18 protein-coding genes and 1 pseudogene are annotated in these 15501 nt (G+C 58.7%); 9 read left to right on the top strand and 10 right to left on the bottom strand.

Annotated features, from left to right (window positions below; genetic code table 11):
* Positions 1–13: 13 nt before the first annotated feature.
* Entirely contained in the window at positions 14–325 is a 312-nt protein-coding gene (locus EC915_RS15715; RefSeq protein WP_133751455.1) for an Mpo1-like protein, read from the bottom strand.
* 94 nt (positions 326–419) lie between these two features.
* On the bottom strand, positions 420–1874 hold the full coding sequence (locus EC915_RS15720) for a TrkH family potassium uptake protein (protein ID WP_133751456.1): 1455 nt from the start codon (positions 1872–1874) through the stop codon (positions 420–422).
* Between the two features lie 174 nt (positions 1875–2048).
* Here EC915_RS15720 and EC915_RS15725 point away from each other — a divergent pair, with 174 nt between their 5' ends.
* Positions 2049–2615 carry an NAD(P)H nitroreductase gene (locus EC915_RS15725; RefSeq protein WP_133751457.1) on the top strand — a complete coding sequence of 189 codons (567 nt, stop codon included), beginning with the start codon at positions 2049–2051 and terminating at the stop codon, positions 2613–2615.
* Between the two features lie 79 nt (positions 2616–2694).
* Here the strand turns inward: EC915_RS15725 and EC915_RS15730 are convergent, their stop codons facing one another.
* From EC915_RS15730 to EC915_RS15755, 6 genes and pseudogenes are all read right to left on the bottom strand, one after another.
* The gene (locus EC915_RS15730) at positions 2695–4023 is read right to left on the bottom strand and encodes a HAMP domain-containing sensor histidine kinase (RefSeq protein ID WP_133751458.1); all 1329 of its coding nucleotides are present in this window, start codon (positions 4021–4023) and stop codon (positions 2695–2697) included.
* A 92-nt stretch (positions 4024–4115) separates the two neighbouring features.
* Positions 4116–4559 (bottom strand): Spy/CpxP family protein refolding chaperone, encoded by a 444-nt coding sequence (locus tag EC915_RS15735; RefSeq protein WP_133751459.1) that lies wholly within the window; start codon positions 4557–4559, stop codon positions 4116–4118.
* A gap of 252 nt (positions 4560–4811) precedes the next feature.
* Entirely contained in the window at positions 4812–5489 is a 678-nt protein-coding gene (locus tag EC915_RS15740; RefSeq protein ID WP_133751460.1) for a response regulator transcription factor, read from the bottom strand.
* Positions 5467–5682 (bottom strand): annotated as a pseudogene (locus tag EC915_RS25300) (hypothetical protein); the annotation flags it as partial. The pseudogene EC915_RS25300 and the gene EC915_RS15740, both read right to left, overlap by 23 nt.
* A gap of 77 nt (positions 5683–5759) precedes the next feature.
* Positions 5760–6059, bottom strand: a complete 300-nt coding sequence (locus EC915_RS15750; protein ID WP_133751461.1) for a YciI family protein — start codon at positions 6057–6059, stop codon at positions 5760–5762.
* Between the two features lies 1 nt (position 6060).
* On the bottom strand, positions 6061–6669 hold the full coding sequence (locus EC915_RS15755) for a septation protein A (RefSeq protein WP_133751462.1): 609 nt from the start codon (positions 6667–6669) through the stop codon (positions 6061–6063).
* 65 nt (positions 6670–6734) lie between these two features.
* Between EC915_RS15755 and EC915_RS15760 the strand changes: the two genes are divergently transcribed.
* The 6 genes from EC915_RS15760 (at position 6735) to rluB (ending at position 11645) form a co-directional block, all read left to right on the top strand.
* Complete coding sequence (locus EC915_RS15760; protein ID WP_133751463.1) at positions 6735–7595, top strand: PHP domain-containing protein; 861 nt, start codon at positions 6735–6737, stop codon at positions 7593–7595.
* Between the two features lie 13 nt (positions 7596–7608).
* Entirely contained in the window at positions 7609–8241 is a 633-nt protein-coding gene (locus EC915_RS15765; RefSeq protein ID WP_133751464.1) for an L-threonylcarbamoyladenylate synthase, read from the top strand.
* A gap of 116 nt (positions 8242–8357) precedes the next feature.
* Positions 8358–9056: a ScpA family protein gene (locus EC915_RS15770; RefSeq protein ID WP_177413385.1), complete on the top strand. Its 699-nt coding sequence runs from the start codon at positions 8358–8360 to the stop codon at positions 9054–9056.
* Positions 9057–9074: 18 nt separating this feature from the next.
* Entirely contained in the window at positions 9075–9866 is a 792-nt protein-coding gene (scpB, locus tag EC915_RS15775) for an SMC-Scp complex subunit ScpB (protein WP_133751466.1), read from the top strand.
* 175 nt (positions 9867–10041) lie between these two features.
* Complete coding sequence (locus EC915_RS15780; RefSeq protein ID WP_133751467.1) at positions 10042–10230, top strand: DUF1289 domain-containing protein; 189 nt, start codon at positions 10042–10044, stop codon at positions 10228–10230.
* A gap of 209 nt (positions 10231–10439) precedes the next feature.
* Positions 10440–11645, top strand: a complete 1206-nt coding sequence (gene rluB / locus EC915_RS15785) for a 23S rRNA pseudouridine(2605) synthase RluB (RefSeq protein WP_133751468.1) — start codon at positions 10440–10442, stop codon at positions 11643–11645.
* A 60-nt stretch (positions 11646–11705) separates the two neighbouring features.
* Here the strand turns inward: rluB and EC915_RS15790 are convergent, their stop codons facing one another.
* Together EC915_RS15790 and EC915_RS24845 are read right to left on the bottom strand one after the other, a co-directional pair.
* Entirely contained in the window at positions 11706–12677 is a 972-nt protein-coding gene (locus EC915_RS15790; RefSeq protein WP_133751469.1) for a leucyl aminopeptidase, read from the bottom strand.
* Positions 12678–12748: 71 nt separating this feature from the next.
* The gene (locus EC915_RS24845; RefSeq protein ID WP_166651000.1) at positions 12749–12889 is read right to left on the bottom strand and encodes a hypothetical protein; all 141 of its coding nucleotides are present in this window, start codon (positions 12887–12889) and stop codon (positions 12749–12751) included.
* Between the two features lie 1022 nt (positions 12890–13911).
* Between EC915_RS24845 and EC915_RS15795 the strand changes: the two genes are divergently transcribed.
* Positions 13912–14601 (top strand): hypothetical protein, encoded by a 690-nt coding sequence (locus tag EC915_RS15795; RefSeq protein WP_133751470.1) that lies wholly within the window; start codon positions 13912–13914, stop codon positions 14599–14601.
* Positions 14602–14735: 134 nt separating this feature from the next.
* Positions 14736–15500: a hypothetical protein gene (locus tag EC915_RS15800; protein ID WP_133751471.1), complete on the top strand. Its 765-nt coding sequence runs from the start codon at positions 14736–14738 to the stop codon at positions 15498–15500.
* The last annotated feature ends 1 nt before the right edge of the window (position 15501 follow it).

The raw sequence follows: 15501 nt of genomic DNA on the forward strand, positions 1-15501 counted from the left end.
CTGGAGTCTGCTATCAGAACGGCACTTTGCCGATCAGCATGTCCCGGTACATCACGAAATCGCCCAGCAAGCTGTAGAACGGATGCTTGAAAGTGGCGGGCCGGTTCTTCTCGAAAATGAAATGCCCGACCCAGGTAAAGGTGTATCCCGCCAGCGGCAGCATCCACAGCAGTAGCCAGTTTGCGCTGAATACCGCGAGTGCGAGGATCAGCAAGACAAGCGTGGTGCCGATGAAATGCAGACGGCGGCACACGCTGTTCCGGTGTTCTTGCAGGTAGTAGGGGTAGAAGTCGGCGAAATCTTCGAACGTCTTGACGTTATCCACAGCGGTACTCCCTTGCGGACGAGTGTTCTGAGTCTAGCCGAGCGCCTCCAAGCCACCAGTAACAAGGGATGCCAGCAGTGGGAGCCTTGTTTGATCAATGTCGCCAAAACGCAGGAATACACAGCACCAACACCGTGATGATTTCCAGACGTCCCAAGAGCATTCCCACCGACAGGATCCACTTGGCCGCATCCGGCAACGTCGAAAAATTCCCTGCCGGGCCAATGGTGTCCCCCAGGCCCGGGCCCACGCCTGACACCGTACTCGCTGCGCCAGTCAGCGCAGTCATCCAGTCCAGCCCCAGGAGGGAAAGCAGCAGGGCGATCAGGCCGACGGTGAACGTGAAGAAGAACGAAAAGGTCAGGATCGAGCGCACGATCTCTTCATCCAGGCGATGGCCGTTGTACTTCTGTTTGATCACTGCTCTTGGGTGAATCAGCTGATGGAGGTTGGCCTTGAGCAAGGTGTAGGCCACCTGGAACCGGAACACTTTTACCCCGCCTGCCGTGGAGCCGGAGCAGCCGCCGATGAAGCCCAGATAAAAGAAAGACATCAGTGCGAAATTGCCCCACAGGCTGTAGTCGCCCAAGGCAAAACCGGTGGTAGTGACCACGGAAGTGACATTCAGCGCCACATGACGCAGCGCTTCGTACCAAGGCAGATCGGTGGTGGCCCAGTACCAGACCGTCATCACCACCCAGGTCAACAGCAGCAGACCGATGAAACCCTGCACCTGCTGGTCCTTGATCAGTGCCTGGCGGTTACCGCGCAAGGTTGCAACATAGAGCGTGAACGGCAGACTGCCGAGAATCATCATCACGATCGCGACCCAGTGCACCGCCGGTTGCGGCCATTTGGCCAACGACTGATCGGAGGTGGAAAAACCGCCTGTGGAAATCGCCGACATCGCGTGGTTGATCGCATCGAACAGACTCATCCCCGCCCACCAGAATGCGACGCTGCCCAACACCGTGAACCCTACGTAAATCAGCACGATGAATTTGGCGACCATGTGTGAGCGCGGCATGACCTTTTCCGAGCGGTCCGAGGACTCGGTCTGAAACAGGCGCATCCCGCCGATGCGCAGGAGCGGCAGGATCGCCACCGCCATGCCGATGAAACCGATACCGCCCAGCCAATGCAGCAGTGAGCGCCAGATGAGAATGCCCGGCGACATGGTGTCCAGCCCGCTGAGCACGGTCGAACCGGTGGCGGTGATGCCGGACATGCTCTCGAAGAACGAATCGGTGTAGCTGATGTGCTGAGTCAGCAGGAACGGCAGTGCGGAAAACACGCAGACCACGACCCAGCTGCTAACGGTCAGCAGGTACATGTCCCGCGGACGCAGGTGCACGTGTTCCGGGCGGCCTTGACCCACAAGCGCCAGCCCGGCGATGAAGGTGATCAGGCTCGCCCAGAGAAACGACGGCATGTCGCCGGTACGGTCGAAGATCAGCAGCGTGACCATGGGCACCACCATGGCGATGGCCAGCGTGATGAGGAAGATGCCGATAATGAAACCGATGATGCGCAGAGTCGGCAACGCCATGCAGTCGCTCAGATCAGATAGTGGAAAGCCGCCCATTCTACCCGTGGGTCGATACAAGTAAACCGAGGGTTTTTCCGGTTGTCGTGTAAGTAATTGCAGCTGTGGTTCGTTATTGAGGATCAAGAGGGCGTTCGCAGCACTACAATGGCCCATCAATTTTCAGGAGACCTTTCAATGGAAGCGCTTGATGTATTGCTCAATCGCGTGTCCGTGCCCCGGCTGACCGAACCGGCGCCGAATGCCGCTCAGCGCGAAATCCTCTTCGGCGCTGCGCTGCGTGCTCCCGATCACGGCGCCTTGCGCCCCTATCGGTTTCTTACCGTGGAAGGCGAGGCACGTCACCGCATGGGCGATCTGCTGGCCCAGGCGCTGACCGAAAACGGTGGTGGGGCAGATGAAAAGGCGCTGGACAAAGCCCGTCTTGGCCCGCTGCGTGCGCCGTTGGTGGTGGTCGTTATCGCCAGACTGACGGATCACTTCAAGGTGCCGAAGACGGAGCAGGTCATCACTGCGGGTTGCGCGGCCCACGGTGTGTTATTGGCGGCCCATGCGTTGGGCGTCGGCGCGGTATGGCGCACGGGTGAGCTGTCGTATTCACGCCGTGTGGCCGAGGGACTGGGCTTGGAAACCGGTGAGCAGATCATCGGCTTCCTCTACCTGGGCACTCCGCAAAACCCGCCACGCGAGGCGCCGAAGCCGGATGTCGCGGATTTTGTCAGTGCCTGGCAGGGACAGAGTTAGCGAATCGAATCAGCCGCCGGGATGAATCGGTCGTCGCAGATTCAAAGGGGGGCCGAGATAACCTGTGGGAGCGCAGGGGTCAGCCGCTCGTTTCCCGGGGTACCACGATGCTGGCGATAAATCCGCCTTGTGGGTGGTTCTCCAGCAGCAGATCCCCACCGTGTTTCTGCGAAGCGCGTTTGGCGATGGCCAGACCCAGGCCATACCCCGGCGCGGTCTGGTTTGGCGCGCGGTAGAAGGGTTCGCCCAGTTGCGCCAGATGTTCCGGGCTCACACCCGGACCATGGTCGCGCACGCTGATGAACAGGTCGCCACCCTCGTCTCGTGCACTGAGTTCAATCGGCTGCCCCACGGGATTGAAGCGCAGCGCGTTACGCAGGAGGTTATCCAGGGCACGCTCCAGCACATTTGGCCAGCCTTGCAATTGGGCGCCCGGTTCAGCATTGACTTCGAGGGTCTGCTCGGTGTCAGCCATCTCGGTTTCGGCTTTCAGGTGATTCAGTAAACCCGGCAGATCGACCGGCACAGCGCTGCCCATGTCGGCGTCCAGTCGGGCCAGTGCCAGAATTTCGCTGATCAACTCCTCCAGCCGATCGCATTCGCGAATCAGACGCGGCCAAAGCTTTTGTCGTTCTGCAGGCTCGGCGCGCTCGGCCAGTGCCAAGGCTACGCGCAGCCGGGCCAAGGGTGAGCGCAGTTCGTGGGACACGTCGCGCAGCAGTTGGCGCTGGCTGCTGATCAAGCTCTGCAGGCGCGCGCCCATACGGTTGAAGTCGTTGGCCAGTACGCCGAACTCGTCGCGACGATTGGCCAGTTGGGCCAAGCTGTTCTGCTGATAGGTGGTCTGACCCAGATCGTGCACTGCGCCACGCAGTCGGCTCAAGGGGCGAGTGATCGACAGGGTCACCAGCAAACTGAATAAGGTCAGCACTACCAGTGCGATACCCAGTGCGCTGAGCGGCCAGAGCAGGCTTTCCCGGTGCCACGCATCCAGTTCAGGATGAGGGATCCGGTAGATGAGCAGGTAAGTTTCGCTGGTTTTCGGGCTGGTGTATTCAGCGGTCAGGCGTCGCCACGGCAGTGGTCGAGTGTCGTCTTGCTGACGCTCCTCGAACGCCGCCGCGCGAGGGGGGAAGGTGCCTGGAATAATCGCCTCGCCACTGTCGTTCAGGACCTGAACGTCGATGTGGTATTTGCGCTTGAGGTTCTGCAGAAACTCTTGCGCCGGACCTTCACCCTGATCTTCGTAAAGCTGCGTCCATTTCTGCGGCAGGTTGTGCAGGCCGGGGTGACGACTGAGAATCCAGGCGTCCTGATTCAGCATGTGTCCCAGCAGAATCGACAGACCCGCCACCAACGCAATCGCGAGCCAGAAGCTCGCCAGTATTCGCCAGAACAATGAACGCACGTTCAGCCCTCGATCTGCCCCGGAAATGGAAAAGCCCGACACGCCGGGGAGAGCGTGTCGGGTTGGGAGTGTAATGCCGTGTGGCAGTCCCGTTACTGAGCTTTCTGCGCCTTTTGCGCCTTCCAGGCTTCGAACTCGGCGCGATCAGCACGACGCTGTGCTTCATCCTTCTGAATCTGGTCGAACGCCTTCTGCTGATCTGGCGTCAGCACTGCCCGGATGTCGGACTGGGTTTTCGCGTGTTTGGCGGCCAGTTCATCCTGCATGGCTTTCTGATCGGCCGGCGACAGCTTGGCCAGGTACTTCTGGGTGATCTCGGAGCGACCGCGCCATTGATCGCCCATCAGTTTGCCGACCTGCTGACGTTGTTCCGGCGTCAGGTTCAGCGTGTCGAGCGGGCCTTTGCGGTGGTGCATGCCGGGACTATCAAAACCTGGGCCGCCAGGACCTGCCAGTGGACCACCTTGCGCAGGCATCGCCATCGCAACGGTGGGCAGGGCGGCAGCGAACATCAAAGCCATCAGAGTCTTACGCATGGTGTATCTCCTTGTCTCGAATCCGGCTCTGTGCCGGTTGTGGCCAGTTTAGGGAGATCAAGGTCAAGCGAGGTCAGGCGTGGGTAAAGCTTGAGTAAAGGCGGCGCGCTGGGAGACTTACTTTGGCGCTCAAATCCAGGCTTGAACCGGCGCACGCCTCAGCTGCAAGCTGGCGGCCACACGCTATAACAGTACGCATCGCTCTGGCTTGTGCTACTTGCCGTCTGAAGCTTGTAGCTCGCGGCTGCCTCATCAGAGGCTGTAGTAATAGCCGCGACTGCGTAGCGCCACGATTCGCGGCCTGCCATCGGCATGGGGCCCGATCTTCTTGCGCAGATTACTGACGTGCATGTCCAGGCTGCGATCGTAAAGTGTCAGCTTGCGGCCCAACGCCAATTGCGCCAATGCCTGCTTCTCCAGCGGTTCGCCAGGTTGACCCAGAAGGGCTTCGAGCAGGCGCGCCTCGGACACCGTCAATGTGAACTCCTGGTCGTCGATGATGACCACACCTCGCGCCGGGCTAAAGCACAGGTCGCCCAGTTCCACCTGGCTGGAGGCTGCTGCCGGATGACTGCGGCGCAGCACGGCGCGCAAGCGGGCAGTCAGTTCACGGGGATCACAGGGTTTGGCCAGATAATCATCGGCCCCAAGCTCCAGGCCGAGAATGCGGTCCAGCGGCTCGCCACGCGCCGAAAGCATCAGCACAGGCAACTCGGGGTGGTCGGTGCGCAATTGCTTGAGCAACTCCAGACCGCTGCCGTCGGGCAGCATGACGTCCAGTACCACGGCAGCAGGGGCTGATTCGGCAAGAGCTTTGCGTGCGCTTTTGCCATCATGGCAGGCATGTACCACAAAACCTTCCTGGCTCAACCAACTGCTTAGAAGCTCACACAGCTCCTGGTCATCATCAATAAGTAACAGCTCGCTCATGACTCACTCGATTTAGCCATTGCCGACGCCGTCTACGCCAGCCGCCGGCAAAGATACCGCACAGCAGGGCTGATATTAAAACGCCGCCCCCTGGAACGAACCATTATTGCTGCTCGGTCAGTACATATGCGGGCACGACCGGCTGCGCTTCTTTGAGCTGCAGTTCAGGCGTTTGGTTCTCCTGACGCACATGTCCCGCCAGAAATCTTTCGCACTCGGTGTTGCACCGCACGCGCCCGGCCCCGGCGCGAGACTGGCGCAATGACAAAGTTAGGGCAGAACTTGCTTGAACGGCTTGACCACGACGTGAGCGTAGACCCCGGCCTTCACATAAGGATCGGCATCGGCCCACGCTTGTGCGGCGCTCAGGGAGGCAAACTCGGCAACGATCAGGCTGCCGGTGAAGCCTGCCGTGCCCGGATCATTGCTGTCCACTGCTGGCAGAGGCCCCGCCAGCACGATGCGGCCTTCATTTTTCAGCGCGGTCAGACGCTCCAGATGCGCAGGGCGCGCTTCGAGACGTTTTTCCAGCGAGTTGGCGACGTCTGTTGCCACGATTGCGTAGAGCATGTCAGTCCTCGGTCTTTTTGGTTGAAGGCTGGGTCGATGCGTCGGCATCGTGCAGATGACGGGCCAGGAAGATGCCTTGGCCGATCAGGAAAATCAGGGTCATGCCCAGGCTGCCGAAGACTTTGAAGTCAACCCAGAACGCCTGGTAAGTGAACGCGACATACAGGTTGGCCGCGCCGCAGAACAGAAAGAAGATGATCCAGGCGATGTTCAGCCTGGTCCAGATTGCCTGTGGCAATGTCAGTGCATGCCCCATGATGCGCTGGATCAGCAGGCGGTCACCAATGAAGTGGCTGCCGGCGAAGACCAGCGCGAACACCCAGTTGACCACCGGCGCCTTCCATTTAAGAAAGGTTTCGCTATGGAAGGCCAGGGTCAGGCTACCGAACACCAGGCAGCCGGCGAGGGTCAGCCACTGGCTTTTCTCCAGCTTGCCCTGCTGTATATAAAGGATGCCGTAGACCACGATGGAACTGGCGATCAGCACCGCAGTGGCGCTGAAAATCCCGCCGACCATGAAGCTGTGGCCCAGGATATTGACGCCTTGGGGACTGATTTTGTAGACGATGAAAAACAGGATAAGCGGGATGAAGTCGATGAATTGTTTCACAGTAAGAGCCAGAAGCTGGATGTGGCGGCATAATAACAAACATCAATGACTGCGAAAGCGCCCCTATGAATGTCGACCTGCACTGTCACAGTACCGCCTCCGACGGCGCCTTAGCGCCCGCGGCACTCGTCGCCCGTGCCTTTGATAACGGCGTGCGCGTGCTTGCGCTGACCGATCATGACACCATCGAAGGCCTCGAAGAAGCCCGCGCGGCGGCGCTGGCGCTGGATATGCAGCTCATCAACGGCATCGAACTGTCCTGCACCTGGGGCGGTGCCACCATTCATATTCTGGGGTATGGCTTTGATGTCGATGCCCGGCCCTTGCTCGATACTATTGAGCAATTGCACACCGGTCGCTGGTTGCGCGCCGAAGAAATCAGTCGCAAATTGGCGATGAAAGGTATGCCCGGCGCGCTGGAAGGTGCCCGTGCGGTACAACAGGCGCTGGGTGACAGCGGTAATGCGCCGGCCCGACCGCACTTTGCGGACTTTCTGGTCAATCAGGGTTTCGTGAAGGATCGCGCCGAAGCGTTTCGCAAATGGCTGGGCGCCGGCAAGCTGGGCGACGTCAAGCAGCATTGGCCGACCCTGGAAGAAACGGTCGCGACCTTGCGCGCAGCAGGCGCCTGGGTCAGCCTAGCGCACCCTTCGCACTATGACTTTACCCGCAGCAAACGCCGCAAGCTGGTCGCCGATTTCATTCAGGCAGGCGGTCATGCGATGGAAGTGGTTAATGGTTTGCAGCCTGCCGATCAAGTGGGCAGCCTGGCCATTCTGGCCCGTGAGTTCGGTCTGCTGGTCAGCGCCGGCAGTGATTTCCATGCGCCTGGCGCCTGGTCCGAGATAGGCGTCTATCGCCCGTTACCGGATGACCTGCCGCCACTTTGGGGGCGATTCAAACATGACCAGCCTACTGCCGTCTGAACAGGAAGATACCGTGAGTCAATTTTTCCAGGTCCACCCGGAAAACCCGCAGCCGCGCCTGATCAAGCAGGCCGTGGACATCATCAAGGCCGGCGGGCTGGTGGTCTATCCGACCGATTCCTCATACGCGCTGGGATGCCAGATGGGCGACAAGACGGCGCTGGATCGCATCCGCCGCCTTCGCAATCTGGACGACAAGCACAACTTCACCCTGATGTGCTGTGACCTGTCACAACTGGGGTTGTTCGCCAAAGTGGACACCGCCGCGTTTCGTCAACTCAAGGCGCATACGCCCGGCCCTTACACCTTTATCCTTGGCGCGACCCGCGAAGTGCCGCGGCTGTTGCTTCATCCAAAGCGTCGCACCATCGGGCTGCGGGTGCCGAAACACCCCATCGCGCAGGCGTTGCTGCAGGAGCTGGGCGAGCCGTTGATGAGCGTCAGCCTGATCATGCCGGGTAAGACCCTCCCCATGAGCGACCCCTACGAGATGCGCCTGTTACTCGAACATCATGTCGATCTGATCATCGATGGCGGCGAGGGCGGAATATCGGCGTCCACCGTGATCAATCTGACCGAACACGAGCCGCAAGTGGTACGCATCGGTTGCGGTGATCCGACGCCGTTCGGGGTCGAAGTCGAGTGACCGAGGTCCAGACGGCGGACTCGCAAGTCGACGCTCAGCAGGAGCTGCCATTTGCCATGGTCTACGGGCAGGCCGTCATGCAGATGCCGGTGGACCTGTACATTCCCCCGGATGCGCTGGAAGTTTTTCTTGACGCCTTCGAAGGCCCGCTGGACTTGCTGCTTTATTTGATACGCAAGCAGAACATTAACATCCTCGACATTCCGGTGGCAGAGATCACTCGCCAATACATGGGTTATGTCGAGCTGATGAAAACGGTGCGTCTTGAGCTGGCCGCCGAGTATCTGGTCATGGCTGCGATGCTGGCGGAGATCAAGTCGCGCATGCTGCTTCCGCGCTCGGAAATCGCCGCAGAGGAAGAGGACGACCCGCGTGCCGAGCTGATTCGTCGTCTGCAGGAATACGAGCGCTTCAAGGCAGCGGCGGAAGGGATCGACACCCTGAACCGGGTAGGCCGTGACGTGGTAGTGCCCAAACTCGACGCACCCGAGGCCCGTGCGCGCAAGCTGCTTCCGGATGTGGCACTTGAAGAGTTGCTGATTTCCATGGCTGAGGTGCTGCGCCGTGGCGACATGTTCGAAAGCCATCAGGTCAGCCGGGAAGCATTGTCCACTCGCGAGCGCATGAGCGATGTGCTGGAACGGCTCAAAGGAGCCGGTTTCGTACCGTTCGCCGAACTGTTCACGGCAGAGGAGGGGCGGCTGGGCGTAGTCGTGACCTTCATGGCGGTGCTTGAGCTGGTCAAGGAGCAACTGGTCGAGCTGGTGCAGAACGAACCCTTCGCTGTCATTCATGTGCGCGCCCGAGCCGAATAAAAGAGCCAGAGCTGATCGATGAACCTGAACGAACCCCGTGAACTCGCGCCCCTGCTCGAAGCCTTCCTGCTGGCCTCCGGTAAACCGCAATCGCTTGACCGGCTTTACGAGCTGTTCGAGGAGGGCGAGCGACCGGAGCCTGCGGTGTTCAAGAAAGCCCTGGCGCTGCTGGGCAAATCCTGCGACAACCGGGCCTTCGAACTCAAAGAGGTTGCCTCGGGTTATCGTTTGCAGATCCGTGAAAAGTTCGCGCCCTGGGTGGGCCGACTTTGGGAGGAGCGCCCGCAACGCTATTCCCGTGCCTTGCTGGAAACCATGGCACTGATCGCCTATCGCCAGCCCATCACCCGCGGCGAGATCGAGGATGTGCGCGGCGTGGCGGTCAACAGCAACATCGTCAAGACGCTGCTGGAGCGCGAGTGGATCAGGATCGTCGGTTACCGCGATGTGCCGGGCAAGCCTGCAATGTTCGCCACCACCAAAAGCTTTCTCGACCACTTCAATCTGAAGAGTCTGGACGAGTTGCCGCCCATGGCAGACTTGCGGGAAATGGAGGCAGAACCGGTGCTGGACTTCGACGACGCGCCGGTCCCTGCACATTTGCAGGCGCTCGCCGACGCAAGTCTGGAACCGACCCTTGAAACCGAGCCCGAGGCGCCGCGTGATGAGACCAGCTTCCGCAGTCTGCTGGCCGAGCTGGACACCATGGAAAAGGGGCTGAAAATCGACTTCGACGATTTATTGCTCAATGACGCCGATAAAGAGTCTGAATTGGAAGAGGGGCCTGCGGACGACGAAGATTCGCGATAACGCGGCACCGATCCACGCATGCCTGCGATTTCATGTTGAAACGCGATCCTGTAGAGACGATTCATTCGTAAGAGGGCAGTGCAGTCGACGCATGCTCATCGCCTGACCGATCTTTTCGCGAATGAATCGCCTCTACAGGTTCTCCTCCGGTTGATACGCGACTTCAGGCCACTTCATGAGTACCAAAGACCCCTGCATCAGTATCTGTAAATTTGACGATGACATCTGCATCGGCTGTGGTCGCAGCAAGCGCGAGATCAAATCGTGGAAGAAGATGGACAAGAACGAGAAGCGCTCGGTGCTGGCCGAGTCAGCCATGCGCCTGATCAAGCTCAAGGGCGCCGGTCGGCGGAAAAAGAAGTAGCTGAGGGCTAACCCCCGATATTTTCGTCTGGTCTCTGATGCGCGACGCGCGCCATGAGCGTATGATTCGCGACCTTTTGGCGATCCACACTCGCCTCAGGCTTCAGTTTTCAGCCCTGCTGGTTCTGAGCGCCATGCTCGTCCAGAGATCGGGCAACAGGCCGTGCCCACTCGCGCACGCCCTGATTCGACACACCGGGAGGTGCCCAGATGAGTGAACAAGACAAGCAGGACCAAGAAATCGGCCCAGCAGGCGAAAAACTGCAAAAGGTGCTGGCGCGCATTGGCGTCGGTTCGCGCCGTGACGTCGAGGCCTGGATCGGCGAAGGCCGGATCAAGGTCAACGGCGTACAGGCAAGCCTTGGGCAGCGTGTCGACCTGCACGACGCCATCACCGTCGATGGCCGCGTCATCCGTCGCGAAGAAGCGGCCGAGACCGTGCGCCGCGTCGTCATGTACAACAAACCAGACGGCGAAATCTGCACCCGTGACGACCCGGAAGGCCGCCCGACCGTGTTCGACCGCCTGCCGCGCCCCAAAGAAGGCCGCTGGATCAACATCGGTCGTCTGGACATCAACACCACCGGTCTGCTGATGTTCACCACCGACGGTGAATTGGCCAACCGCCTGATGCACCCTTCGTTTGAGATGGACCGCGAATACGCTGTACGCGTGCGTGGCGAAGTCGATGACGACATGCTGCTGCGTCTTAAAAACGGTGTGATCCTCGAAGACGGTCCTGCGCGTTTCACCGACATCCAGCAAGCGCCGGGTGGTGAAGGCTTCAACCACTGGTATCACTGTGTGGTGATGGAAGGCCGTAACCGCGAGGTTCGTCGCCTGTGGGAGTCTCAGGGGTTGGTGGTCAGCCGCCTGAAGCGCGTGCGATTCGGGCCGGTGTTCCTCAACTCCGACCTGCCAATGGGGCGCTGGCGCGAAATGAGTCAGCAGGAAGTTGACATCCTGAGCGCCGAAGTCGGCCTGAAACCGGTCGCCATGCCGCAAATGAACGCCAAGACCAAGGATAAGCTCGAACGTCTGCAGCGTCAGTCTTCGCGCCCATTGGGCAAAGGCGAGCGCGTGCGTCAGTTGCGTCCTGCCAAGGATGCCGCACCGGCTGATCGTCCTGCCCGCGAGCCGCGTCTGGCCGATGGTGAGCGTCCTGCCCGTAAGCCGGCCGACAGCGGCCGTCCTGCACGTACCCCGCGTCCGGCAGCTGGCGGTCGCACCGACAGCAGTCGTGGCACGCCGGTAGCAGATCGTCCGAGCGAGATGAACAAGCGCCCGGCCAAGCCCAAGACCACGCGTCCGGGTATCAAGCTGGTGGACGACGACAAGACCCCTTCGGGCAAGCGTCGCGGCGCCCCGGCCGGGGCCGGTCAGCGTCCGGGCTTCGGTCGTCGCAAGCCTGAGTGATCCGGTCCTGAAATAGAAACGCCAGTCCTTGTGACTGGCGTTTTCATGTGTGGCGTGCGCTTACAGATTCACATACCGAAGACCGTCGAACAGCACGCGACCATCCACAGCCAGCGCTCCGCTGTTGAAAATCAGGTCCAGGTGATGACTGCCCTTGGCGCCCCCGCCCAGGCCCAGATGCAGTCCGCAATGGCGCTCTTCGAATCCGGCATTGCGGGCATACAGCTGCCTTACGCCCTCGTTAGTACCGATGCCCAGTTCTTCGATGCGGCGGTTCGAAGGGTTGGCATCGAGGTACTTGTTGAAGTCGTTTTCCAGCCCGGGCACCTGCGTCGCGATACGTGTAACGGTGGAGTTTTCGATCCATAACTCCAGGGGAGACTCAATAATTCCGTACTTGCGCGCAAAGGGGATGGTACCGAGAAAGGTCCCGACGAATTTCACATGGCCGTTGATGGAGTCGCTGTGCGTCGCGACCTCGCCGGGTGCCAAATCATAGTTCCCGACGCCGTTGATGTTGGTCCATTTTTTCAGCTCACCCAGAGGGAGCTCGAAATGCGAGCCTTGCTCGTCGCTGAAGCTCAGGATTTCGCCCTGATTCATGTTCTCGATGAGGGCGGCATTCAACTGCGCAATACGTTGCGGTTCGACGCTGAAGGTGTCGTAGAAGTGACTGCCGTAATCCTTGAACAGCAGCGATTTCTTCCAGTGTTCCGACATCACCCCCTGCAGCGCGCGAATGAAATCCGGTCCTTCGGCCCGCGGATTGGGCAGGGTAGATGCGTCGTAGAACAGGACATACAGATCAGCCTCAATGATGGCTTGAGTCAACTGATCGGTGGACGACGTTTGTAAAGGCATCTTGCTGAATTGAAAGGTGTCACGGGCGGTGGGGCCTTCAACGATCTCTGCGACCAGAGCGTCGTAGTCTTCGGTGTGGGCCAGCAAAACATTGGGTGAAGGAATATGCGCGACGGCGGGATGATGATGCAGGTAGTAAAGAAAGTGGTCGATTGCCCTGTTCTGATCCATAAAGGCGCTCCGCTGCAAATGCTGAAAACTGAAAGGGCCAACGGGTCAGACCCGTTCGCCCTGTTTCTGCCTTAGAGCGGCCACATCGCGGTGCCGAATGGCACCACGGCGTCAGCTTGCATCATTTCCACGGCAGCATCGTGCGTCGGTGCTTCAAACCAGTCGTCCAGTTGCAGTTCTTCTTCCAGGGTATGTTCCGCTGTTGATTGCATATGAATCTCCTGAGAATACTTACTTGCCGAGTGCGACGAGGACAACCGTACCGGTAGCGGTGACCGCCTCGTCGGGGGAAGCACGCTGACCTTCTTGGCCAGCAGGCGTTGAAAAAGTTAGTGCACGAATCCGATTGTTGCAAAAATTTTATACACGATGACAATGCTGGCATTTCGCCTAAAAAACAAAAACTTGCAGGAAAACAACGGCCCAGCTGAACCGTTTTTTTTTAAACTTTTTTCGACGCAATTATGTCGGGTTTTAAACAATCGTCTTTGAAACGACGTTTCCGGTACCCCACACATAGCGCTGTATCAGTGTGTTTTCTGGGCAGTATCTGATCGCTGGTGCGGCTCGTTCCCGGCCCGATGCATGAATCCTGATTTTCTGACCCGGTTCGCAGTGGGCGTCGCTGTCGCGGACCCCTTCGGCTGAAGCCGGCCGCCATGCCGCAAATGGACACCAAGACCGAGGACAAGCTCAAACAGCGGCGCCTCGGTTGGGCCTCAGGTTGTCCCATGACTTAATAGCCGTGTCGTGAAATGAAAAACGCCAGTCCCTGTGACTGGCGTTTTTTTTTGCGTGCGCCACGCATGGCACGTTGTGGCAATCCGTTTGGCTGGGGTGGTCACGTTGCTTGATAGCGTGAGAGAACGGCAAATTCAGGTGCACCTCCTGCTGCGGTCGTTGGCCGTTTTCGATTGGTAAAGACAGGCCGTGTTGATTTGAAGTAGTGCCTGCTCACTCACTTATATGAATAATAGCTGTGTCGCTTTTATATAAATTCTGTAGGTATCGAAAGAATAAACACACTGTGCATGCGCGGTCGTGAAAATAATTGCAGCTGTTTATTTATTCTGTGGCGAGCATTGTGTAGGGTAACCAGGCGAGTACTTATTGCCGTTGGTGAAAACTGTTTCTTGTTTATTGGTTTTTTAAGCGTTTCTGCGGTAGCGGATAACTTTATCGTATAGCTCGTTATCAAACTGGGACCCAGCGGTGCAGATTAGGGAAAATCATCATGGTCGGAATCGCCACTGCATTTTCAGGCAGCAGTTCAATAACCACTGCTGCAACTGCAAACATTCAATCAGCTGCCACTGTGAGCACTGAAAAGACAGAAAAGAATGATCCTCAAGCGAGGGCTGAACCTGCTGTTTCTACACTGGCACGTCAACTGAGCGAGGCAGCAAAGCGGGCGGAACTCAGGGATGCCACGATTGATTTCAAGGCACTGGGACAGTTGGCTGGGCGCATCACCGATGAATTGATTGGTGACACCTATTCGGCCAATAGAGCCCGGAATCACGCCGAGGTCCCAGGGACGGACGATCCTGAGTTGCTTGCCCGTGCTCGGCAGGCCACCGCATTTATCAAGGGCACTGACAGCAATCCCTTCAAAGGATTATCTCGCGAGCAGCTTGCGTTGATTACCTACGACGAAGGTGGCGACTTCACTGTTGATGAACGCCGCGCGGCTTGGCGCGAAGCATCTGACCAGGAGCAAGTCTGGAAGCGCCAGGTCGTTCAAAAGGCATCGGCTGAATACGAGGCCACCGGCAAGACGACCAGTTTTTTCGCCGAGGTGCTCGACCATTACGAATCGCTGCCAGTCATCGAACGAGCGCAATACCCGCAGAGTTATGTGGCTGGCCTGCGGCAGAAAATCGGCCAGGACTTCGTTCACACAGGTAATCAGGGGGAAAACTGATTTGTCGCCCGCAAGTATTCAAAAAGTCGGGCTGACTGTTACTGACCGCTTCGAGTATTTCGCCACATCGCGATAACGCAACTGCACATGTTGTTGCCCGAGTTACTGCATGGCTTGGATTAAGGAGAATCATCATGGTCGGAATCGCCACTGCATTTTCAGGCAGCAGTTCAATAACCACTGCTGCAACCGCAAACATTCAATCCGCTGCCACTGTGCGTACTGAAAGGACAGAAAAGACTGACCCTCAAGCGAGCGCTGAACCTGCTGTTTCTACATTGGCACGTCAACTGAGCGAGGCGGCAAAGCGGGCGGAACTCAGGGATGCCACGATTGATTTCAAGGCACTGGGACAGTTGGCTGGGCGCATCACCGATGAATTGATTGGCGATACCTACCAAGCCAACAAGGCTCGGAATAATGCCGAAGTACCTGATACGGATGATCCTGAATTGCTCGCACGCGCCCGTCAGGCAACGGGATTTATCTATGGCAACGACACCAACCCGTTCAAGGGTTTGTCTGGCGACCAGCTTGCCGTGATTGCCTACGACGAAGGCGGTGAGTTTACCGTCAATGAGCGTCGTGCCGCTTGGCGTGAGGCTTATGACCAGGAGCAAGTCTGGAGGCGACAGGTCATTCAAAAGGCATCGGCTGAATACGAGGCCACCGGCAAGACGACCAGTTTCTTCGCCGAGGTGCTCGACCATTACGAGTCGCTACCCGCCATCGAACGAGCGCAATACCCGCAGAGTTATGTGGCTGGCCTGCGGCAGAAAATCGGCCAGGACTTCACTCCCGCAGATGGCCAGGCAAGGGGCGGTGCGTCAAGCGTCTCCTCGGAAAACGGGGCGTCATCAGGCTCAACCACTTCCGGAGGATTGGGCAGTGTCGGTTAAT

The organism is Pseudomonas sp. LP_7_YM (assembly GCF_004364435.1).
In the GTDB taxonomy this organism is placed as follows: Bacteria; Pseudomonadota; Gammaproteobacteria; order Pseudomonadales; family Pseudomonadaceae; genus Aquipseudomonas.